Origin of the sequence: Streptomyces sp. NPDC097619 (assembly GCF_040302735.1) — a bacterium.
Classification (GTDB): Bacteria; Actinomycetota; Actinomycetes; order Streptomycetales; family Streptomycetaceae; genus Streptomyces.
This window is the reverse complement of sequence record NZ_JBEOSD010000150.1, coordinates 1-20,631: the sequence shown is the minus strand read 5'-3', so window position 1 is coordinate 20,631 and position 20,631 is coordinate 1. Positions and strand designations below refer to the sequence as shown.

Here is a 20,631-nt window from a genome sequence, read left to right as displayed (position 1 = left end):
GAGAGCTGGCGTGCCCACGGGTTTCCCGGACCAGCCGTCCCTTCGGTGCTTGCACTGGATCACCCAGAGCCGTCCATAGGGGTCCCGCGGGGGGTGCGGGCGGGCCCGGCGCTCCGGGCCGGGGGGCACGGGCGGGCCGGGGTCGGTCGGCCCGTAGCGGACGGACGGTCGGGCGGGGACCGTCGCGCGGGGCCGGGACGAGTCAGTAGTGGGTGCCGCCGTCGATGCGGATCTCGGTGCCGGTGATGAAGGCACCGTCCGAGGAGCCCAGCATGGCGACCACGCCCGCGACGGTCTCCGGGCCCGCGAAGCCCTGGCCCAGGGCCGGGGCCAGCTTGGTGAAGAGGCTCCAGTCGGTGTCCTCGGGCAGCCCGGGGCCGGGGCCGGTGGTCATGCCGCTCTCGATGGAGCCGGGGGCCACGCAGACGGCGCGCAGGCCCTGCTTGCTGTACTCGGCGGCCAGGGAGTGGGTCATGGACTGGATGCCGCCCTTGGAGGCCGCGTACGCCGCCATGTACGGGTGCGCGAAGGAGGCGGAGGTCGAGCTGAAGTTCACGATGACCGGGGCGGAGCCCTCCAGCAGCGCCGGCAGGGCCGCGCGGACCATCAGGAAGGTGCCGGTCAGGTTGACGCCTATCACCTGGTTCCACAGGTCGAGGCCGGTCTCGTGGGTGTGCGAGGAGCGCAGGATGCCCGCGGCGTTGACCAGGACGTCCAGACCGCCGAGGGCGGCGACGGCGGCGGGTACGGCCACCCCCACGGCCGCCTCGTCGGAGATGTCGAGCGGGGCGGTCGTCAGCCGGTCGCCGTGACCGGCCGCCGCGGCCTGCTCGGCGGTGACCTTGAGCCCGGCCTCGGACACGTCCGCGGCGTGGACGAGGCCGCCCTCGGCGAGGATGCGGTGGACGGTGGCGCGGCCGATGCCGGAACCGGCGCCGGTGACGAGGACGCGACGGCCTGCGTAGCGGTTCATGGGGAGGCTCCCTGTCGGAGTACGGGCACGGGGTGCACGGTGGAGGGGACGGGGGTACTCCAAAATGATGGCACGTTTTGCCACTTTGACAATAGGTGCCGGACAGGGATCCTCGGGAGTACCCTGCGGGGGTGAGATCTCCGCGCCCGTACCAGCCCAGCACCGAACCCGGCCCGAAATCCCTCACCGAACGCCGCAAGGCCGCCACCCAGCTCGACATCGCCCGGGCCGCCTGCGCCCTGTTCGCCGAGCACGGACCCGACGGCACCACGGCCGAGGACATCGCCCGCGCCGCCGGGGTCGCGCTGCGCACCTTCTACCGGTACTTCCGCAGCAAGCAGGACGCGGTGGCCCCGCTGCTCGCCGGCGGCGCCGACGCCTGGCGGGGACAGCTGGCGGCCGAAACCCCGGGGGTGCCGCTGCGCGAGGCGCTGGAGCGGGCCGTGGTCACCTCCCTCTCCGTCCCCGAGGACGAGCAGGAGGGACTGCGCTGGACCCGCGGGCTGCTGCGCGCCGCCACCGGGGACCCGGCGCTGCGGGCCGTCTGGTACCGGGTCAACCAGGACTCCGAGGAGCAGCTCGTACCCGTCCTGGCCCGACTGGCCGGCCCCGAAGCCGACCCGCTGGAGGTACGCCTCCTGGCGGCGGCCGCCACCGACGCGATCCGGGTGGCCCTGGAGGTCTGGGCCGTCGGAGACGCCCCCTCCACCGGCCCCGGCGGCCCCGCCGACACCGCGGTCCGCTGCCTCCACGAACTCACCGGCGGCATGCGCCTCCTCCACTGACGCGTGCCCGCGGGGGCCAGGGGGTCGGGGCTTCGGGGGCTGGGGGTGCCGAGGTCCGCGGCCGTCCGCGGGTCACCGATGCGCTCAAACGCCGCGCGGGCTCGGAGGGGGCTGTTCCGCCCGCGGCCGTCCGCGGCTCACGGCGCGCTCAAACGCCGCGCGGGCTGGAAGTGGCCCCTGCGGACACCAAACGCCGGGAGGCACACTCCGGCCCGCGCGGCGATTGAGCGCATCCGTGACCGAAGGACGACCCCACACGGGAAGCCGAATCCAGCCCGCGCGGCGTTTGAGCGCACCCCTGAGCCGCACACGATCACGCACGGGAACGAACCCCAGCCCGCGCGGCGATTGAGCGCAACCGTGACCCGGGGGCGGCACGCCCGGGCTAGGCCCCCGTCAGAGGCCCCGGTCGGGTGAGGGCCAGGACGGCCACGTCGTCCGCCGGGCCGTCGGTGAAGCGCGACAGGTCCCGCCACAGCTCGTTCACCAGGTCGGCCGGTTCGGGGGCCACCGCGAGGAGACCGGGCAGCCGGTCCAGCAGCGGATAGAAGGTCCCGGACCGGTCCCGCGCCTCGGTCACCCCGTCGGTGTGGACCAGCAGCAGGTCCTCCGGCTCCAGGGCCACCTCGGCCACCGGCGGCGGATCCAGGCCGGCCAGTCCCAGCCCGAGCGGCACCCCCGGCTCCACCACCAGTTCCGTCCCGCGGCGTCCCCGGACCCGCACCACCGGCGGGTGCCCGCAGGACACCACCCGGACGATCCGTTCCCCCGGTTCCCCCGGCGGGAACTCCAGCAGCACGGCCGTCGCGAACACCTCGGCGTGCCGCACCCCGGCGGCCTCCGCGTCCGCGACGAGCCGCCGGTCCAGCCGGGCCGCGACGGCCGCGAGCCCCGGATCGTCGAGCACGCCCTCCCGGAAGGCGCCCAGCAGGGCCGCCACCGTGCCGACCGCGGCCAGCCCGTGGCCCTGGACGTCCCCGACCACCACCCGCACCCCGTACGGCCCCTGCCGGACGTCGTACAGGTCCCCGCCGACCAGCGTGCCCCGCTGCGCGGCCCGGTAGAAGCCCGCGCAGCGCACCGGCCCCACCCGTTCCGGCACCGGCGGCAGCACCGCCAGTTGGGCGGCCTCGGCCACCGTGCGCACGCTCACCAGCTGCGCGTCCCGGCGCCGGCGGACCCAGGCGATCACCACGCCGAGCAGTCCGACCGCGGCCACGTTGACCAGGTCCACCGTCCCCGCGGCCCCCACGCCCAGACTGTGCACCCCCAGGAGGACCAGGACCAGCACCGCGAAGACGGCCGTGCCCAGGGCCCCGTACGAAAAGGCGGCCACCGGGGGCAGCGCCGCCAGGAAGAAGCCGAGTTCCACCGTGGAGGGCGTGGCCACCTGGGCCAGTGCCAGCAGCACCAGCGCCGCCGCGGGCAGCAGCCGGGCCCACCGCGGCGGCGGCGCCCCGCGCAGCCAGCCCGGCTCCGCACCGCCGTGCCGCCTCACCCTCACCCCTTCACCCTCCATCGGCTCGCCCGCCCCCGCACCCCGGGTGGCCCCGGACGGGCACCGGCCGGACAGTGGATGCCGTGACCGACACCAGCACCGGGGGCTCCCCCGGCCCCGGCGGGCAGCCCGTCCCCGACGCCCCGGACTCCCCCGACGCCCTCGGCACCCGGCTGAACTGGCTGCGGGCCGGGGTCCTGGGCGCCAACGACGGCATCGTGTCCACGGCCGGCCTCGTGGTGGGCGTCGCCGGCGCCACCACCTCCCGGTCCGCCCTGCTCGCGGCGGGTGTGGCGGGGCTGCTGGCGGGCTCCCTGTCGATGGCCGCGGGCGAGTACGTGTCCGTGAGCTCCCAGCGGGATTCCGAGCGGGCCGCCCTGGAGGCCGAACGGCAGGAGCTGGCCGAGGACCCGGAGGCGGAGCTGGACGAGCTGACCCGGCTCCTCGCCGCCCGCGGCCTGAGCGAGGACGTGGCCCGGGAGGCCGCCGAGCAGCTCACCGAGCGCGACGCCCTGCGCGCCCACGCCCGGCTGGAGCTCGGCATCGAGCCGGACGGCCTCGCGAACCCCTGGCACGCGGCCGGCGCCAGCTTCCTCGCCTTCACCCTCGGGGCGCTGCTGCCGCTGCTGGCGATCCTCCTGCCGCCGCCCGGTCTCCGGGTGCCCGTCACCGTGGTGGCCGTACTGCTGGCCCTCGCGCTCTGCGGGACGGTGAGCGCCGCCCTCGGGGGTGCCCCCCGGGGCCGGGCCGTGCTCCGCAACGTCGCCGGTGGCGCCCTCGCGATGGCCGTGACCTACGCCGTCGGGCGGTGGATCGGCACCTGAACGGCCCGATACGGGGCAGGATGACCCCATGCGGATCGTGGTCACCGGCTCGACCGGTCTCATCGGCAAGGCGCTGGTGCGCTCCCTGCGCGCGGACGGACACGAGGTGGTGCGCCTGGTGCGCAGGGACCCGGCCGCCGCCGACGAGGCCCGCTGGGACCCCCGGGAGGGCACGGTGGACCCCGCCGCCTTCGAGGGCTGCACCGGGGTGGTGCACCTGGCGGGCGCGGGGATCGGGGACCACCGCTGGACGGAGGCGTACAAGCGGGAGATCCGGGAGAGCCGGGTGCGCGGCACCACCACCCTGGCCACCGCGCTGGCCGCGCTCCCGGAGCCGCCGGAGGTGCTGGTGAGCGCCTCCGGGATCGGCTACTACGGGGACACCGGGGACCGGGTGGTGGACGAGCGGTCCCCCGCGGGCGAGGGCTTCCTGCCGGAGGTGTGCGTGGCCTGGGAGGCGGCGACCGCCCCCGCGGCCGCGGCGGGGGTCCGGACCGTCCTGGCGCGCAACGGGCTGGTGGTGGCCGCCGGCGGCGGGGCCTGGGGGCGGATGTTCCCGCTGTTCAAGGCGGGGCTGGGGGGCCGGCTGGGGAACGGCCGACAGTACTGGAGCTTCATCTCCCTCTACGACGAGGTGGCCGCGCTCCGCCACCTGCTGACGACCCGTACGGTCGCCGGCCCGGTCAACCTCTGTGCCCCCGAGGCCCTGACCAACCGTGAGATCACGGAGGCGATGGGGCGGGTGCTGCGGCGGCCGACGGTCTTCTCGGTCCCGGAGTTCGCCCTGCGGATCGCTCTCGGCGAACTCTCCCAGGACGTGCTCGGCAGCCAGCGCGCCGTTCCGCGCGCCCTCCAGGAGTCCGGATTCCGCTTCACCTTCCCGGAGATCGACGAGGCCGTGCGCGCGGCGCTGACCGGCCCGGACGCCTGAGCGGGGGCGCGGTTCCGGGGGCTTCGGCCCGGTTCCGTCCGCCCCGTCGGCGGCGGTCCCGCGCCCCCGGAACACGACCGAAAGCCACCGCCGTGCGACCGGCGTGCGACCGCATGCGACCGGACTTGCGCCCAGTCCGTCGGCGAAGTGCGGCATTCCCTCGGCCCGTTGGGGGAAAGAGGACTGCCACCAGCCGCGCCGACCTCGGGGAGGGGCACGTGCTCAGCAGCGCACACCACGCGGACGTCGTCATAGTGGGAGCCGGAGTCTCGGGACTGTCGGCGGCACACCACCTCATCGGTGCCGGAGTCACCGTCACCGTCCTGGAATCGGCCGAGGAGCCGGGCGGCCGCATGGCCACCGACTCCGTGGACGGCTTCCGCCTCGACCGGATCGGACAGCTCCTCAGCACCAGCTATCCCGAACTCGACCGGAGCCCCGCCCTGGCGGAGCTGCGGTTGCGCACCTTCGCGCCGGGGGTGCTGCTCCAGGGCGAGGGCCGTCGGGGCGGGCTCGTCACCGGCGGCCGGGGCCGGGCCGTGCCCGGGGCCCGCGGCACCGCCCGGGCCCTGCGGGCCCGCTCCCTGGACCAGGCCCGCCTGAGCTCGGCCCTGGCCCGACTGGCGGCCCTCCCGGTGGAGCGGCTGCTGGCCCGGCCCGAGGCCACCGCCGCCGCGGTCCTGCCCCGCGCCTTCGGCGGGGCGCTGCGGCCCCTGCTGGCGGCCCTGCTCTGCGATCCGGAGCTGGGTACCTCCCGGCGCTGCGCGGACCTGGCCCTGCGGGCCTTCGCGCTGGGGCGGCTCGCGGTGCCCGAGGGTGGGGCGGCGGCGCTGCCGGAGCTGTTGGCGGCGGGACTGCCGCCGGGCACCGTGCACACCGGGGTCCGGGTCCGTTCGGTGTCCACGAGCGCGGTGGTCACCGAGGAGCACGGCACCTTCGGCTGTCGGTCGGTGCTGCTGGCCACCGGGGCCCGGGCGGCGGCGGCCCTGCTGCCGGGGCTGCGGGTGCCGGGGTTCCACCCGGTGACGGTGTTCCACCACACGGCTCCGGAGGCCCCCGGGACCGGGCCGGCCCTGTTGCTGGACGCGGACCGGCGCGGGCCGGTGGCGCACACGGCCGTGATGAGCGCGGTGGACCCCTCCCGGGCTCCGCGCGGGCGGACCCTGGTGACCTCGACGGTGCTGGGGGCGCCGCCCGCGGAGCAGGAGGTGCGGGCGCACCTGGCCGCCCTGTACGGGGTGTCCACGGGGGACTGGGAGACGTTGGCGGTGCACCACACCCCGGAGGCGGTCCCGGCGATGCCCCCGCCGCACGACCTGAGGCGGCCGGTGCGGGTGCTGGCCGGGCTGTACGTGTGCGGGGACCACCGGGACACCAACACCGTCCAGGGGGCCCTGTACTCGGCGCGGCGGGCCTCCCGGGCGGTGCTGCGGGACTTCGGGGTGCCGGCGGCCGAGGTCCCGGTGCCGTTGCCCGCCGCGGCCTGAGCCGACCGCGGGGGCGGCCGGGCGGTGCGGGTCCGCACCGCCCGGCCGCCCCCGTACCCGCCCGTCGGGGCTCAGAGCAAGGCGGCGACGCGGTCCCGGTAGGTGCGGACCGGCCCGGCGTCCCGGTAGGGCTCCAGGCGCCGCTCGAAGTCGCGGACGTACTCCACCGCCCGGACGGAGCGCATCTCGGTGGCCTGCTGCGCGGCCTCGGCACCCAGCTGGCAGGCGGTCTCCAGCTCGCCGAGGCCCAGCCGGGCGGTGGCCAGCACCACCCGGCAGAACAGCCGGGACCGGGCGTAGCCGGGGGCCCGGAGCTGGAGGGAGCGCTCGGCGTGCTGGGCGGCGGCCCGGTACTGCTGGAGATCGCGGTGGCAGTGCCCGAACTCGTCCGCGAGCTGGGCCTCGTCGAAGAAGCGGGCCCAGGGCGGTACGTCGTCCCCGGGTCGGGCGGCGGCCAGCGAGCGCTCGGCCCGCACCAGGGAGGAGGTGCAGGCGCGGACCTCGCCGAGGACCCCGTGGCCGCGGGCCTCCGCCGCGTGCAGCAGGGCCTGCATCACCGGGGGCGCCCCCGCGCCGACCCCCTGCTGGGCCACCCGGGCCAGCTGCACGGCTTCCCGGCCGTGGCCGAGGTAGACGGCCTGCCGGCTCATGGTGACGAGCACGTAGGCCCCGTAGGCCCGGTCCCCGGCGGCCTGGGCGAGCCGCAGCGCCTGCACGAAGTAGCGCTGGGCCAGGCCGTGCGCGGCGATGTCGTACGAGGTCCAGCCCGCGAGCCGGGTCAGGTCGGCCGCCGCCGCGAAGAGCCGGCGGCCGGTGGTCTCGCCGTAGGTGCCGCGGAGCATGGGCTCGGCCTCGTGCTCCAGGTACCGGACCAGGGCCTGTCGGGCGTGGCCGCCGCCGTAGGCGTGGTCCAGGGTGCGGAAGAGCTCGGCGACGGAGCGGAGGGCCGCGATGTCACCGCCGGTGACCCGCTGGCCGGGGCCGCGGTCGATCTGGCGCTGTCGGGGAACGGCGGCGGTGCGGCCCTGGCCGGGGACCCGGTGGGCGGGCGGGACGGGCTCGCCGCGGCCGACCCGCTCGTCGGCCCGGCCGATCAGCCAGTCCCGGCTGGGCACCACGAGTCCGGCCGGGGTGAAGGCGATCTTGCGGAGCTCGGTGTGGCTGCCCGAGTCCTTGCGCCACAGGCCGCTGGCGATGTCCACGGCCTCCTCGGGGGTGGCGGCGAACTCCAGCCCCGCGTAGACGGGGGCGCAGGCGTCGAGGCCGAGGTCCTGGGCGGACAGCCGGCGGCCGAGCCGGCGGGTGAACACCTCGGCGATGAGGGCGGGGGTGGTGCCGCGCGGCTGCTGGCCGCGCAGCCAGCGGGTCACCGAGGTCTTGTCGTAGCGCAGGTCGAGACCGTGTTCCAGGCCGAGCTGGTCCACCCGGCGGGCCAGACCGGCGTTGGAGAAGCCCGCTTCCGCGATCAGTGACGCGAGCTGCCGGTTGGGGACGCGCTGCGGGGGTCGTTCCGTCATCGGCTCCACGGTCTCCTGACTTCCTGACCGGACTACCGGCCCTGATGAACGGCGCGAATGTAGCGGCCAACTCCGCCCGCGCCGCCCGCTCTGCCCCACATTCATCCGATCGTGCGAAGAACGGTGCCGCCCCTTTACGTCCGCCCCTTTACGTCCGGGCCTTACGCGCCCGCGTACGCTGCCCGACATGAGCCCGCACCACCGGCCCCACCCGCACGGCCCGACCGGCCGGCCGCAGGACGCGCTCCGCCGGGAGCCGCTCCCCGCCCCGGAGATCACCGAGGCGGAGTGCCGGCGCTGCGGGACCCTGATCGCCGGGCTCGACGGCCGGTACGCCTGCGGGGTGTGCGGCTGGGTGAACGACCACTCCGAGGGCCACCGGGAACTGCCCCGCGCCGAGGACGACCCGGACCGCCCGCGCCGCCGCCGCGCACCCGCCGGACGGGCCCCGCGGGCCCGGCGGGGCGGCCCCCCTCCGGGGGAATGAGGGGCCGCCGTACCCTTGCCGTGTGCGATAGGTGCACACGGCAGGTTCAATGAGGAGGCGCTGCGGTGGCTGAGCTGCGGTTTGTCCGGCTGGGCTTCGGGCCCGAGGCCGTCGAGTACACGCGGGCGTGGGAGGAGCAGCGGCGCGTGCACGCCGCGCGGTTCGCCGACGAGGCCCCCGACACCTGCCTGCTGCTGGAGCACCCCCCGGTCTACACCGCGGGCCGCCGCACCGCCGACGTGGAGCGGCCGCTGGACGGCACCCCCGTGGTGGACGTCGACCGCGGCGGGAAGATCACCTGGCACGGCCCGGGCCAGCTCGTGGGCTACCCGATCATGAAGCTGCCCCGTCCGGTGGACGTGGTGGCGCACGTGCGCCGCCTGGAGGAGGCGCTGATCCGCACGGCCGCGGAGTTCGGGGTGGAGACCACCCGGATCGAGGGCCGCAGCGGGGTCTGGGTCCTCGGCGACCCGGTGGAGCGGCGCCCCGCGCTGGGCGGCCTCTCCCTGGACTTCGACCCGCGCCTGACGGACGAGGAGTTCGACCCGCGGCTGAACGGCCCCGAGTACGCCCCCTCCAACGCCGGACAGCGCCGCGAGGACCGCAAGCTGGCCGCCATCGGCATCCGGGTGGCCAAGGGCGTGACCATGCACGGCTTCGCCCTGAACGTGAACCCCGACAGCACCTGGTTCGACCGGATCATCCCCTGTGGGATCCGGGACGCCGGTGTGACCTCGCTCGCAGCCGAGCTGGGTCGGGACCTGACCATCGCGGAGGTGCTGCCGGTCGCGGAGCGCCACCTGGCCGAGGTCCTGGAGAACGCCGACCTGCGGCCCCGCGAGGTCGAACGGGCCGCCGCGACCTGATCCACCCGCGCCCGGCCACGGACCGGCGGGAATGCCCTCGGGCAGTCGCAGGTTGGCCGGACGTAAGAGCGTACGAATGACGGGCGTACCCTGGTGGGCGCCGCAGAATCGAATGCCGCGGAACCCCGCGGGATCCGCGAGAAGCAGAAAGGGGCGCCGGTCGTGTCCGCAGTCGCACCCGACGGACGCAAGATGCTGCGCCTGGAGGTCCGGAACAGCCAGACCCCCATCGAGCGCAAGCCCGAGTGGATCAAGACCCGGGCGAAGATGGGGCCCGAGTACACGAAGATGCAGGCCCTCGTGAAGGGCGAGGGGCTGCACACGGTGTGCCAGGAGGCCGGCTGTCCCAACATCTACGAGTGCTGGGAGGACCGCGAGGCCACCTTCCTCATCGGCGGCGACCAGTGCACCCGGCGCTGTGACTTCTGCCAGATCGACACCGGCAAGCCGGAGGCCCTGGACCGCGACGAGCCCCGCCGCGTGGGCGAGTCCGTGGTCACCATGGACCTGAACTACGCCACGATCACCGGCGTCGCCCGCGACGACCTGGCCGACGGCGGCGCCTGGCTGTACGCGGAGACGGTCCGGCAGATCCACCAGCAGACCGCGGACCGCGAGGCCGGTCACACCAAGGTCGAGCTGCTGGCCCCGGACTTCAACGCCGTGCCGGAGCTGCTGGAGGAGGTCTTCGCCTCCCGTCCCGAGGTCTTCGCGCACAACGTCGAGACCGTGCCGCGGATCTTCAAGCGGATCCGTCCCGGTTTCCGCTACGAGCGCTCCCTCGACGTGATCACCAAGGCCCGCGAGTACGGCCTGGTCACGAAGTCGAACCTGATCCTCGGCATGGGCGAGGAGCGCGAGGAGGTCAGCGAGGCCCTGCGCGACCTGCACGCGGCCGGCTGCGAGCTGATCACCATCACCCAGTACCTGCGGCCCTCGCCGCGGCACCACCCCGTGGAGCGCTGGGTGAAGCCGGCCGAGTTCGTGGAGCTGGCGAAGGAGGCCGAGGAGATCGGCTTCTCCGGCGTGATGTCCGGGCCGCTGGTCCGGTCCTCGTACCGCGCCGGACGCCTGTACCAGCAGGCCATGGAGAAGCGGACCAGCCCCGTCGGGACCGTGTGAACTCACTCACAAGTGGTTACTGAACGGTAATCGCCGTTCGAACGCCGCACCGGAGCGGCCCGTGCACTCCTCCCCAGGTGGGGAGGGGTCCGGGCCGCTCCGTCGTCTCCGGGGGTCGCCGCCGGAACCGCGACACGCGCCCCACCAGGCTTCACCGCCGTTTGACCGACCGGTCACGCGCTGGTAACACCAGTCAGTGACGCTTGCTGCACGCACCGCACTCACCCCCGATGCGCAGCACCGAGAAGGGATCGTCATCATGCAGGCCGCGCCCGTACGCGCCATTGCCATCCCGACCGTCACCGACGCCTTCCGGGCCGTGGAGACGCTGTTCATCCGGACCGCCCGCCGCAACGCGTGGAGCGCCGTGCTGGAGGACCGCCGCCGGGCCCACGACCGCGTGGAAACCGAGCACGTACTCGAGGCCGCGGCTTCCCGTACGCCGTAGGGCACGTAAACTTCGCTACATGGCGAGCAAGGCAAACGCGGGCGAGTCCGCGAACCCCGGGCGACTCAAGCAGATCGCACTGACGTTCAAGATGACCCGTCGCGCGGACCCGAAGATCGGGTTCATCCTCGCGGGCGTGGCACTCCTCACCCTCGGTGTGTTCCTGGGGATCGGCTTCCTGCTCGGTCACCCGGTCTACCTGGGCATCCTCGGTCTGCTGGTGGCCTTCCTGGCCACGGCGATCGTGTTCGGACGGCGCGCCGAGAAGGCCGCCTTCGGACAGATGGAGGGCCAGCCGGGCGCCGCCGCGGCGGTGCTCGACAACGTGGGCCGCGGCTGGACCACCACCCCGGCCGTCGCCATGAACCGCAGCCAGGACATCGTCCACCGCGCGGTCGGCAAGGCCGGCATCGTGCTCGTGGGCGAGGGCAACCCGAACCGGGTCAAGGCCCTCCTCGCCGCCGAGAAGAAGCGGATGGCCCGCATCCTCCCCGAGGTCCCGGTCCACGACATCATCGTCGGCACCGGCGAGGGCGAGGTGCCCCTCAAGAAGGTCCGCACCACCCTGCTGAAGTTCCCCCGCGTCCTCGGCGGCCCCCAGGTGACCCAGGTCAACGACCGGCTGCGCGCCATGGGCGACCTCATGAGCAACATGCCGCTGCCGAAGGGCCCCATGCCGAAGGGCATGAAGATGCCGCGCGGCGGCAAGATGCGCTGATCCGGGCCCGCGCCCGGAACGCCGAGGGCCCCGGAGACCACCTGGTCTCCGGGGCCCTCGCCTCGTTCCCGCACGTCCTCGTTCCCGCACGTCGTTCCCGCGCCCGCCGCCCGCGCCGACGGCGCGGCGACGACGGCCGTCGCTCCGTTCCCCCGTCCGCGGCGCTCAGGGGCCCCACGGGCTCCCCGCGTTCCCGGATGCGCATCCGGGGGCCGGGCCGCGTACCCGGACCTCAGATGCGCACCTGCACCGCGCGGCCGACCCGGTCGTGCAGACCACGGCCGTCCCGGTCCCAGACCACGGCCGGAATCACCAGCGCCAGCAGCAGGGTCCGCGCCAGCACCCGCCCGAAACCGAGCCGCCCGCCCTGCTCCGAGACCACCCGCAGGCCCAGCAGCCGCTTGCCCGGGGTGGAGCCCACCGTGCCCACGGTCAGCAGGCTCATCAGGAGGAACACCCCGAGGGTCCACTCCCCCGCGTTCCCCATGTCACCGCGCGTGATCAGGCCGTATGCGATGAGCTGGCAGGCGATCCAGTCGATGGCCAGGGCCCCCAGCCGCCTGCCGAACCGCGCGACCGAACCCGGGCCCTCCTGCGGCAGGCCCATCCGCTCGCCCGGGTACCCGAAGTCGACACCCATGTCCTCGGCCGCGGCCTTGGGCCCGCTGAGCCAGGATCCGATTGCTTGCCTCTTGTCCACGCCCCCACGGTACCCGTGCCCGTTTAAGCGACGATTGGGCCCCTAGGGGGTTTCCGGCCGGCCCGTCCTGCCCGGCGGCGCGGCACGCCGGCCGCGACCCCGGTTAACTTGTGCGAAACAAATGGGTCATGCTTGAGAAATCCCGTCTGCTTATGGTCGGGTCAGCGTGCACCACCGCACTGGCTGCACCACGAGCTACGCAACCCGTCCTCTCCCCAGGGCGGGGGTAGGAGGAGTTGGATGTTCCAGAACGCCGACGAGATCAAGAAGTACATCGCAGACAACGACGTCAAGTTCGTCGACGTCCGCTTCTGCGACCTTCCGGGTGTGATGCAGCACTTCAGCATCCCGGCCAAGGCGTTCGACCCGTCCGAGGAGCTGGCCTTCGACGGCTCCTCGATCCGCGGCTTCCAGGCCATCCACGAGTCGGACATGGCGCTCCGCGCCGACCTGTCCACCGCGCGCCTGGACCCCTTCCGCCGCGACAAGACGCTGAACATCAACTTCTTCATCCACGACCCGATCACGGGTGAGGCCTACAGCCGCGACCCGCGCAACATCGCGAAGAAGGCCGAGGCGTACCTCGCCTCCACCGGCATCGCCGACACCGCGTTCTTCGGCCCCGAGGCCGAGTTCTACGTGTTCGACAGCGTGCGCTTCGCGACCTCCGCGAACGAGGGCTTCTACCACATCGACTCCGAGGCCGGCGCGTGGAACACCGGCAAGGAGGAGGACAACCGGGGCTACAAGGTCCGCTACAAGGGCGGGTACTTCCCGGTCGCCCCGGTCGACCACTTCGCCGACCTCCGCGCCGAGATCTCCCTGGAGCTCGACGCCCAGGGCCTCCAGGTGGAGCGCCAGCACCACGAGGTCGGCACCGGCGGCCAGGCCGAGATCAACTACAAGTTCAACACGCTGCTCGCCGCGGCCGACGACCTGATGCTCTTCAAGTACATCGTGAAGAACGTCGCCTGGCGCAACGGCAAGACCGCGACCTTCATGCCGAAGCCGATCTTCGGCGACAACGGCTCGGGCATGCACGTCCACCAGTCGCTGTGGCAGGGCGGCGAGCCGCTCTTCTACGACGAGACCGGCTACGCGGGCCTCTCGGACACCGCCCGCTACTACATCGGCGGCATCCTCAAGCACGCCCCGTCGCTGCTGGCCTTCACCAACCCGACGGTGAACTCCTACCACCGCCTGGTCCCCGGCTTCGAGGCCCCGATCAACATGGTGTACTCGCAGCGCAACCGCTCCGCCGCCATGCGCATCCCGATCACCGGCTCGAACCCGAAGGCCAAGCGCGTCGAGTTCCGCGCGCCGGACCCGTCCTCGAACCCGTACCTCGCCTTCTCGGCGCTGCTCCTCGCGGGCCTCGACGGCGTGAAGAACAAGATCGAGCCCATGGAGCCGATCGACAAGGACCTCTACGAGCTGTCCCCCGAGGAGCACGCGGCCGTGCCGCAGGTCCCGACCAGCCTGGAGGCCGTGCTCAAGGCCCTGGAGGAGGATCACGAGTACCTCCTGGCCGGCGGTGTCTTCACCCCCGACCTGATCGAGACCTGGATCGACTACAAGCGCACCCACGAGATCGCCCCGATCCAGCTGCGCCCGCACCCGCACGAGTTCGAGCTCTACTTCGACCTCTAGGAACCAGGTGGACCCGGGCCCGTCACCCCTAGGGGCATACGGTCCGGGGAAGCCCCGGTGAAACGCGGAGACGACGTCCGGCAGTGCCGGTCGAGGCCCCGCTCCTCTCCACGCAGAGGAGCGGGGCCTCATCGTTTCCTGCCGCAGGGCCGCGAGAAGGCCCCTTGTCCTCCACGAAAGGGGTGCTTCGCAGGTCAGTTCCGGTACGGGTCGACGGGCGGCTTCGTCGACCGCCGGACGGCGTGGAGGACCGGCTTCATGCGGGTACCTGCCCTGTAGTACCGGCCACGCGCCTGGCCCTGGGGCTCCAACCACTCCAGCCGCACCATCTCACGCAAGTCACGAATGGCCTGCTGCTGGCTCAGTTCCGCGTCCTGCTGGTAGAGGGTGCGCCGCACGCGTCCGCCCCAGAACGCGGGCAGGAGGGCGTACAGCATCCGCTCGTCCAGGCCTTCGGCAGCCACTTCCTCGCCGAGTTCGATCCAGGCCCGGTTCGCGACGTCGACCTGACGCTTGGCCTGTTGCCCCTGCATGTGATGTGCCCGGAGGGTGAACTTGATCCACGGGCCCGAGTCGCGTTCGGGACTCCACACCTCGCCGCCGACCTCCTTGAGCACGTCGTAGTACCGGTAGGTGTTCTGCGCGCGTCCCAGCCACTCCTCGATCGACGAGAACTCCGGGGGCATCAGGTCTTCCCGGGAGAACACCAACGTCGACAGGGAGCGGGAAGTGCGGCCGTTGCCATCAGCCCAGGGGTGGATCTTGACGAGGTTCAGGTGAGCCATGGACGCTCGGACGGGTACCGGCGCGTCGAGGTCGCCTTCGTTGAGCCAGTCGACCAGTTCCTTCATGAGCCCGGGGATGAGGTCGTGATGCGGACCGGTGTAGTCGAAGACGGTGGAGTCATCCGGGCTCGTGACGTAGACCGGACCCTTGCGAAGCCGACCAGGGCGCTTTTCCGGATGATGCTCCTGGATCATGTAGTGGATCGCGTTGATCAAGCCCAGGTCGTAGCGGAACTCTCCTCCGGCATCGGAGAGGTGCTGGATGTAGGTCATGGCCCGCTGGTAGCCATCGACCTCCCGGCGCGTCTCCTCGCCGGTCTCCAGTGGCTCCTCGCCCGCCATCAGGGCTTCGATGTCGTCGACCGAGGCGGCGTAGCCCTCGATCGCGTTGGATCCGGCGATGGCGCGAGCCGTGAAGTTGCGGCGGAGCATCTTCGTCCACCGGACGCTGGGGCGCACATGGTGGCGCAGGTCGTGGCGCATCGTCTCGATCTCTTCGAGTACGCGCAGATCGGTGGAGTCGAGCGTGGGCACATGGAACAACATGTCAAGATGACACCATAATTGTGTCATCCAGCCAAGGTGGAGAGGTCCGACCCGCTCCTCATGCCCTCGGGCCGGCCCACTCGCCGCAGGATCGCCCCGCCATGTGGGCACCGGCCCGCGCCGCCCCGGTCCCGGGCAGCGTACGGCGTGTGCCGCCGGCCCCCACGGGCCGGCGGCACACGTCGTTTCCGTACGCTCCGCGCCGGGGTCGTCAGGGCCGGCTGGACTCTATGAAGCCGCGGACCAGCTTGCACGTCGTGTTCGACGGGCGGTGGATGCCGGTGCGGACGGCCATCGTGCGGATCTTGCGGTTGGTGGCCCGCTTGGCGTCGTACGTGCCGGTGTCCAGCAGGTAGATCGCCAGGCGCATCGCCTTCAGCCGGCGGTTGTGCGTCTCGTACCACTCGCGGGGCAGGCCCGCCGGCAGAGCCTTCTTCTGCGGCGGGGACACGGATACGGCAGCGGTCATCGGCAGCCTCCCGAAGGGCGGTGTCGGACGGTGTGTTGCTGCTTCGATTTTACTGCGGGGCACTGACAAAAGCCCCTGGCCAGCGGCCACTTCACGAGGTCCGCGAAGGGGGCCGGCGGGTGGCGTGGGGCCATGGAGATCCGGATCGGTCCCGCCCGTTCGAAGTGCCGCGGCGCCCTGCACCCGCCGGCCCGTCATCACCGCTGACGACCGCACCGCCCTGCCGGCGCGCACCCCTGAGGCGGTCCGGGAGGCCCTCTCCCGCTCCGCGTAGCCGGCGCGTGCGGCTCCGGGACGGGCGGGAGTCCGACGACAGGCCCTAGGGTTCCGGGTGTGGGGAACGTACCGGAGGCACAGACAACGGACCCTGACGCGGCACCCGCCGTCACCTCGGTCCTCGGCAGCGATCTGCACCTGGAACTGGCGGGCACCGGCAGCAGACGGACGGTGCTGACGCGGGCGCTCCGGGAGGCGGTGCGCGGCGGCCGACTGCCGGGCGGCACCCGGCTCCCGCCCTACCGCAGCCTGGCCGCCGACCTCGGCATCGCCCGGAACGTGGTCGCGGACGCCTACGCGGAGCTGGTGGCGGAGGGCTGGTTCACGGCCCGGCAGGGCTCGGGCACGCGGGTGGCCGAGCGGGTGGCGCCGCCGCCCGCCGCCGCGCCCGTCCGGCGGCCCGGCGCGGCCCCGACGCCCGCCCCCCGCTTCGACCTGGTGCAGGGCGCCCCGGACCCGGCCTCCTTCCCGCGCACGGCCTGGGCCTCCGCGGCCCGCCGGGCGCTGGCGGCGGCCCCGGTGGACGCCTTCGGACCCGGGGACCCGCGGGGCCGCCCCGAACTGCGGCTGGCCCTGGCCGAGTACCTGGCGCGGGCCCGCGGGGTGCGGGCCGATCCGGAGCGGATCGTGGTCTGCTCCGGTTTCGCGAACGGGCTGCGGCTGCTGGCCGGACTGCGGCCGGACGGCTGGGCCGTGGAGGAGTACGGGCTGGACTTCCACCGCGGGATCCTCGACGCCGCCGGGGTCCGCCCGTACCCGCTGTCCGTGGACGCCGAGGGCGCGCGCACCGCGGAACTGGCCGGGCTGCCGGCGACGGTGCGCACGGCGCTGCTGACGCCGGCCCACCAGTTCCCCACCGGCGGTCCGCTGCTGCCCGCGCGCCGGTCGGCCGCGGTGGCCTGGGCGCGGTCCCGGGACGCGGTGCTGGTGGAGGACGACTACGACGGGGAGTTCCGGTACGACCGCAAGCCGGTCGGGGCGGTGCAGGGGCTGGATCCCGAGCGGGTGGTGTACGCGGGTTCGGTGAGCAAGAGCCTGTCGCCCGCGGTGCGGCTGGGATGGCTGGTGCTGCCGGACGCCCTGGTGGACGGGGTGTTGGCGGCGAAGGGGGCGCGGGAGTCCTGGGCGAGCGCCCTGGACCAGCTGGCGTTGGCGGAGTTCCTGGGCTGCGGGGCGTACGACCGGCACGTGCGGCGGATGCGGCAGGTGTACCGGGAGCGGCGGGACCGGCTCGTGGCGGTCCTGGCGGAGCGGGCCCCGGCGGTACGGGTGACGGGGATCGCGGCGGGGCTGCACGCGGTGCTGGAGCTGCCGCCGGGCACGGAGGCGGCGGCGGTGCGGGCGGCGGGCGCGGCGGGGTTGGGGCTGGACGGGCTGTCGGGGTACCGGCACCCGGCGGCGTCCGGTGCGCCGCGGGAGGGGCTGGTCGTGGGGTACGCGGCGGCTCCGGAGCGGTCGTTCGGGCGGGCGCTGGAAGTGTTGGGCGGGGTGGTGGCGGAGCTGACCGCCGGTTCCTGAAGGGCGGTCCGGACGGGCCGGGCGTGTCCGGGGCCGGGCGGGAGCGGCGTCTCGTACGGTGGCCGGGTCGCGGGGGGCCGTTGCGGAGGCGGAGGAACCCGGTTGACCGAGCACGCGGAACCCGGCCCGTCCGGACCGGTCCCCGACCACGGACACGGACAGCCTCCCGGGCACGCGCACGGTCACGCGCACGGGCATCCGCCGGGGGAACGGCGCGGTGCGGACTGGATGTTCGGCGGCGTGTACGGGACGGTGCTGGCGGGGGCCCTGTTGGCGGCCCTCCAGCGCAAGGGCGAGGAGTTCGCCCCGTACTACGACGGCACCTGGGTGCTGGTGACGGCGGCGGCGGCCGGGCTGGCGCACGGGTACGCCCACCACATGGCCACCCACCAGCGGGGCTCGGCGGGGCACCGGTGGCGGCTGCTGTGGCTGGCGTTGGTGGACGAGTGGCCGCTGGTGGCGGCGGCCCTGCCGACGGCGCTGCTGCTGTTCGCGGCCGGCGTCTGGGGGTGGGACCAGGAGTCGGTGACCTCGCTGGGGCTGGGTCTGAACACGGCGCTGCTGTTCGCCTGGGGGTGCTTCGTGGCGGCGCGGTTGGGCTACGGGCTCGCCTCGGCCCTGCTGATCGGGGTGGCGGACGCGGCCATCGGGATCGCCATCGTGGCCGCGAACGCCTTCATCAAGTAGGGCCCGTGGCCCGTCCCGCCGGACGGCCCCGGCGGGACGGGCCCCGGCGGTCAGTCGAGGGCCGCCTCGGCCTCGGCGAGGATCTCGGTGAGGCGGAGCCCGAAGGCGGCGTCCCGGGGGTCGGGGGTGCCGGTGCGGACGGCGGTGAGGAGGGCGTCCACGGCGCGGCCGTAGGCGCCGGGCACGTCCTCCCAGTCGGGCAGGGTGGTGACGCCGTGGGTGCCGCGGAGTTCGAGGCCGACCCCGGCGGCGGCGCGGGGGGCGGCGAGGGTGAGGGCGGCCGTGCTGGTGGCCCCCGACTCGTGGCGGAGCAGCAGGTGGACCAGTCCGGCGGGGCCGCGGGCGGCGGTGACGGAGGTGACGTCGCCGAGGACCGGCAGGAGCACGGACAGGGTGTGCGGGCCCACGTCCCAGAGGCCGCCGCGCTCCCGCCGCCAGGGCGAGTCGGCGTACGGACTGGCGGGCGCGTCAGGGTCGTAGAGGGAGCCGTACCAGTGCGCGTCGGCGGTGAACCAGCCGCCGGTGGCGGCCTGCTCGGCGATCCAGCCGGCGGCGGGTTCGGCGAAGCGGAGGGTGAGGAAGACCACGGAGGCCACCCCGGCCTTCGCGGCGGCCTCGGCGACCGCGCGGGCGGCCGTGGTGCCGGTGGCGACGGGCTTGTCGAGGAGCAGGTGGCAGCCGGCCGCCGCGGCGCGCACGGCCAGGTCGGCCTGGACGTCCGGGGGGAGGGCGAAGGCGACGGCGTCGCAGTCCGCGGACAGGCTCTCGGGGTCCTCGTACACGGGGACGCCGTAGGGGGCGGCGAGCTCGGCGGCGGCCTCGGGGCGGCGGCCCCAGATCCCGGCGAACTCGCAGCCGGGGTGGGCGGCGAGGGCGGGGGCCTGGGTGCGGGCGGCCCAGGGGCCGGTGCCCAGGAGGCCGATCCGGGGGAGGCGTCCGGGCGGCGCGGCGGCGGTGTTCCCGTCGTATGAAATGCTCACGCGCCCAGTGTGCATCACCGCTCCGATCACGCCGGGGAGGCGCTGAAACCTCGGTAACACGGGATTCACAAGCGGGCAACGGGCGGGAAATCGCGGATTGGGACGCTGCGGGCATCACCGCAGCACCCGCACGAGTCTGCGCCGGAGCGACGCACCGAAGGATGGGCCCCGTGGCTTACAAGGCTGAGTACATCTGGATCGACGGCACCGAGCCGACCGCGAAGCTCCGCTCGAAGACGAAGATCATCGCGGGTGCGCCGGGCCCGCTGGAGTCCCTGCCGGTGTGGGGCTTCGACGGCTCCAGCACCAACCAGGCCGAGGGCCACGCCTCCGACCGGGTGCTCCAGCCCGTGTTCTCCTGCCCGGACCCGATCCGCGGCGGCGACGACCTGCTGGTCCTGTGCGAGGTGCTGGACATCGACATGACCCCGCACTCCTCCAACACCCGGGCGCTGCTGCGTCCGGTGGCGGAGAAGTTCGCGGGGCAGGAGCCGATCTTCGGCATCGAGCAGGAGTACACCTTCTTCGACGGCGCCCGCCCGCTGGGCTTCCCGGTCGGCGGCTTCCCGGCGGCGCAGGGCGGCTACTACTGCGGGGTGGGCTCCGACGAGATCTTCGGACGCGAGATCGTGGAGAAGCACCTCGACCACTGTCTGGCGGCGGGCCTGGAGATCTCCGGGATCAACGCCGAGGTCATGCCGGGTCAGTGGGAGTTCCAGGTGGGCCCGCTGAGCCCGCTGGAGGTCGCCGACCAGCTGTGGGTGGCCCGGTGGCTGCTGTACCGCACGGCCGAGGAGTTCGACGTGTCGGCGACCCTCGACCCGAAGCCGGTGAAGGGCGACTGGAACGGTGCCGGCGCGCACACGAACTTCTCCACGAAGGCCATGCGCGAGGACTACCGGGCGATCGTCTCGGCCTGTGAGGCGCTGGGCGAGGGCAGCAAGCCGCTGGACCACGTGAAGAACTACGGCGCCGGCATCGACGAGCGCCTGACGGGTCTGCACGAGACGGCCCCCTGGAACGAGTTCAGCTACGGGGTCTCCGACCGCGGCGCCTCGGTGCGCATCCCGTGGCAGGTGGAGCGGGACGGCAAGGGCTACATCGAGGACCGCCGTCCGAACGCCAACGTGGACCCCTACGTGGTGACCCGCCTCATCACGGACACCTGCTGCACGGGCCTGGAGAAGGACGGCCTGGTCTGACGCTCCGCGGCGGACGGGGCCCGGTCTCCGGGACGCCGTCCGCCGCGGTGGTCCGGAGCGTCCGCACGGTGCCGTGCGGACGGCCTGGTCCGCTGCGCCCTCCTGCCCACCCACGCCGAGTAGCTGGACTGGCTGGCCGACTCCCTCGCGCACCTGGTCCGC

Annotated in this window: 20 protein-coding genes and 1 pseudogene; 13 read left to right on the top strand and 8 right to left on the bottom strand. The window is 74.0% G+C overall.

The genetic code is table 11. The features are described from left to right. Both ABTZ17_RS29770 and ABTZ17_RS29765 read right to left on the bottom strand, forming a co-directional pair. Positions 1-84 (bottom strand): annotated as a pseudogene (locus ABTZ17_RS29770) (restriction endonuclease); the annotation flags it as partial. A 118-nt stretch (positions 85-202) separates the two neighbouring features. Then, entirely contained in the window at positions 203-973 is a 771-nt protein-coding gene (locus ABTZ17_RS29765; protein WP_352198859.1) for an SDR family NAD(P)-dependent oxidoreductase, read from the bottom strand. 131 nt (positions 974-1,104) lie between these two features. Between ABTZ17_RS29765 and ABTZ17_RS29760 the strand changes: the two genes are divergently transcribed. Then, positions 1,105-1,758 (top strand): TetR family transcriptional regulator, encoded by a 654-nt coding sequence (locus ABTZ17_RS29760; RefSeq protein WP_352198858.1) that lies wholly within the window; start codon positions 1,105-1,107, stop codon positions 1,756-1,758. Between the two features lie 385 nt (positions 1,759-2,143). Here ABTZ17_RS29760 and ABTZ17_RS29755 read toward each other — a convergent pair whose 3' ends face one another. Next, entirely contained in the window at positions 2,144-3,256 is a 1,113-nt protein-coding gene (locus ABTZ17_RS29755; RefSeq protein WP_352198857.1) for a PP2C family protein-serine/threonine phosphatase, read from the bottom strand. A gap of 173 nt (positions 3,257-3,429) precedes the next feature. On the opposite strand from ABTZ17_RS29755, the gene ABTZ17_RS29750 reads away from it, so the two are divergent. The 3 genes from ABTZ17_RS29750 to ABTZ17_RS29740 all read left to right on the top strand — a co-directional run bounded on the left by ABTZ17_RS29750 (position 3,430) and on the right by ABTZ17_RS29740 (position 6,498). Next, positions 3,430-4,080, top strand: coding sequence for a VIT1/CCC1 transporter family protein (locus tag ABTZ17_RS29750; protein WP_352198862.1), 651 nt, complete (start codon positions 3,430-3,432; stop codon positions 4,078-4,080). Positions 4,081-4,108: 28 nt separating this feature from the next. Continuing rightward, a complete protein-coding gene (locus ABTZ17_RS29745; RefSeq protein ID WP_352198856.1) occupies positions 4,109-5,011 on the top strand; it encodes a TIGR01777 family oxidoreductase in 903 nt (300 codons plus the stop codon). 218 nt (positions 5,012-5,229) lie between these two features. Continuing rightward, the gene (locus ABTZ17_RS29740; protein WP_352198855.1) at positions 5,230-6,498 is read left to right on the top strand and encodes an FAD-dependent oxidoreductase; all 1,269 of its coding nucleotides are present in this window, start codon (positions 5,230-5,232) and stop codon (positions 6,496-6,498) included. 71 nt (positions 6,499-6,569) lie between these two features. Here the strand turns inward: ABTZ17_RS29740 and ABTZ17_RS29735 are convergent, their stop codons facing one another. Further along, entirely contained in the window at positions 6,570-8,015 is a 1,446-nt protein-coding gene (locus ABTZ17_RS29735) for an NsdA family TPR-like regulatory protein (RefSeq protein WP_352198854.1), read from the bottom strand. 187 nt (positions 8,016-8,202) lie between these two features. Between ABTZ17_RS29735 and ABTZ17_RS29730 the strand changes: the two genes are divergently transcribed. The 5 genes from ABTZ17_RS29730 to ABTZ17_RS29710 all read left to right on the top strand — a co-directional run bounded on the left by ABTZ17_RS29730 (position 8,203) and on the right by ABTZ17_RS29710 (position 11,656). Then, complete coding sequence (locus ABTZ17_RS29730; protein WP_352198853.1) at positions 8,203-8,502, top strand: hypothetical protein; 300 nt, start codon at positions 8,203-8,205, stop codon at positions 8,500-8,502. A 65-nt stretch (positions 8,503-8,567) separates the two neighbouring features. Further along, the gene (gene lipB / locus ABTZ17_RS29725) at positions 8,568-9,368 is read left to right on the top strand and encodes a lipoyl(octanoyl) transferase LipB (RefSeq protein WP_352198852.1); all 801 of its coding nucleotides are present in this window, start codon (positions 8,568-8,570) and stop codon (positions 9,366-9,368) included. Positions 9,369-9,530: 162 nt separating this feature from the next. Continuing rightward, a complete protein-coding gene (gene lipA, locus ABTZ17_RS29720) occupies positions 9,531-10,490 on the top strand; it encodes a lipoyl synthase (protein ID WP_352198851.1) in 960 nt (319 codons plus the stop codon). 259 nt (positions 10,491-10,749) lie between these two features. Further along, complete coding sequence (locus ABTZ17_RS29715; protein WP_352198861.1) at positions 10,750-10,938, top strand: SCO2195 family GlnR-regulated protein; 189 nt, start codon at positions 10,750-10,752, stop codon at positions 10,936-10,938. A gap of 19 nt (positions 10,939-10,957) precedes the next feature. Continuing rightward, entirely contained in the window at positions 10,958-11,656 is a 699-nt protein-coding gene (locus tag ABTZ17_RS29710) for a DUF4191 domain-containing protein (protein WP_352198850.1), read from the top strand. Positions 11,657-11,888: 232 nt separating this feature from the next. Here ABTZ17_RS29710 and ABTZ17_RS29705 read toward each other — a convergent pair whose 3' ends face one another. Continuing rightward, positions 11,889-12,356, bottom strand: a complete 468-nt coding sequence (locus tag ABTZ17_RS29705) for an RDD family protein (protein WP_352198849.1) — start codon at positions 12,354-12,356, stop codon at positions 11,889-11,891. 240 nt (positions 12,357-12,596) lie between these two features. Between ABTZ17_RS29705 and glnA the strand changes: the two genes are divergently transcribed. Further along, entirely contained in the window at positions 12,597-14,006 is a 1,410-nt protein-coding gene (glnA, locus tag ABTZ17_RS29700) for a type I glutamate--ammonia ligase (RefSeq protein WP_352198848.1), read from the top strand. 194 nt (positions 14,007-14,200) lie between these two features. Here the strand turns inward: glnA and ABTZ17_RS29695 are convergent, their stop codons facing one another. Together ABTZ17_RS29695 and ABTZ17_RS29690 are read right to left on the bottom strand one after the other, a co-directional pair. After that, a complete protein-coding gene (locus ABTZ17_RS29695; RefSeq protein ID WP_352198847.1) occupies positions 14,201-15,337 on the bottom strand; it encodes a Fic family protein in 1,137 nt (378 codons plus the stop codon). 211 nt (positions 15,338-15,548) lie between these two features. After that, complete coding sequence (locus tag ABTZ17_RS29690; protein ID WP_352198846.1) at positions 15,549-15,806, bottom strand: hypothetical protein; 258 nt, start codon at positions 15,804-15,806, stop codon at positions 15,549-15,551. A gap of 408 nt (positions 15,807-16,214) precedes the next feature. Here ABTZ17_RS29690 and pdxR point away from each other — a divergent pair, with 408 nt between their 5' ends. Beyond that, positions 16,215-17,600: a MocR-like pyridoxine biosynthesis transcription factor PdxR gene (gene pdxR / locus ABTZ17_RS29680; protein ID WP_352198860.1), complete on the top strand. Its 1,386-nt coding sequence runs from the start codon at positions 16,215-16,217 to the stop codon at positions 17,598-17,600. 102 nt (positions 17,601-17,702) lie between these two features. After that, positions 17,703-18,287, top strand: a complete 585-nt coding sequence (locus tag ABTZ17_RS29675) for a hypothetical protein (protein ID WP_352198845.1) — start codon at positions 17,703-17,705, stop codon at positions 18,285-18,287. Between the two features lie 50 nt (positions 18,288-18,337). Here ABTZ17_RS29675 and ABTZ17_RS29670 read toward each other — a convergent pair whose 3' ends face one another. Further along, positions 18,338-19,267: a Gfo/Idh/MocA family protein gene (locus ABTZ17_RS29670; protein WP_352198844.1), complete on the bottom strand. Its 930-nt coding sequence runs from the start codon at positions 19,265-19,267 to the stop codon at positions 18,338-18,340. 170 nt (positions 19,268-19,437) lie between these two features. Here ABTZ17_RS29670 and glnII point away from each other — a divergent pair, with 170 nt between their 5' ends. Then, positions 19,438-20,469, top strand: a complete 1,032-nt coding sequence (glnII, locus tag ABTZ17_RS29665; RefSeq protein WP_352198843.1) for a glutamine synthetase — start codon at positions 19,438-19,440, stop codon at positions 20,467-20,469. The last annotated feature ends 162 nt before the right edge of the window (positions 20,470-20,631 follow it).

Coding starts and splice junctions, on each gene's coding strand:
- ABTZ17_RS29765 (WP_352198859.1), bottom strand. CDS start 973: ATGAACCGCTACGCAGGCCGTCGCGTCCTCGTCACCGGCGCCGGTTCC.
- ABTZ17_RS29735 (WP_352198854.1), bottom strand. CDS start 8,015: ATGACGGAACGACCCCCGCAGCGCGTCCCCAACCGGCAGCTCGCGTCA.
- ABTZ17_RS29695 (WP_352198847.1), bottom strand. CDS start 15,337: ATGTTGTTCCATGTGCCCACGCTCGACTCCACCGATCTGCGCGTACTC.
- ABTZ17_RS29715 (WP_352198861.1), top strand. CDS start 10,750: ATGCAGGCCGCGCCCGTACGCGCCATTGCCATCCCGACCGTCACCGAC.
- ABTZ17_RS29690 (WP_352198846.1), bottom strand. CDS start 15,806: ATGACCGCTGCCGTATCCGTGTCCCCGCCGCAGAAGAAGGCTCTGCCG.
- ABTZ17_RS29710 (WP_352198850.1), top strand. CDS start 10,958: ATGGCGAGCAAGGCAAACGCGGGCGAGTCCGCGAACCCCGGGCGACTC.
- ABTZ17_RS29730 (WP_352198853.1), top strand. CDS start 8,203: ATGAGCCCGCACCACCGGCCCCACCCGCACGGCCCGACCGGCCGGCCG.
- glnA (WP_352198848.1), top strand. CDS start 12,597: ATGTTCCAGAACGCCGACGAGATCAAGAAGTACATCGCAGACAACGAC.
- ABTZ17_RS29745 (WP_352198856.1), top strand. CDS start 4,109: ATGCGGATCGTGGTCACCGGCTCGACCGGTCTCATCGGCAAGGCGCTG.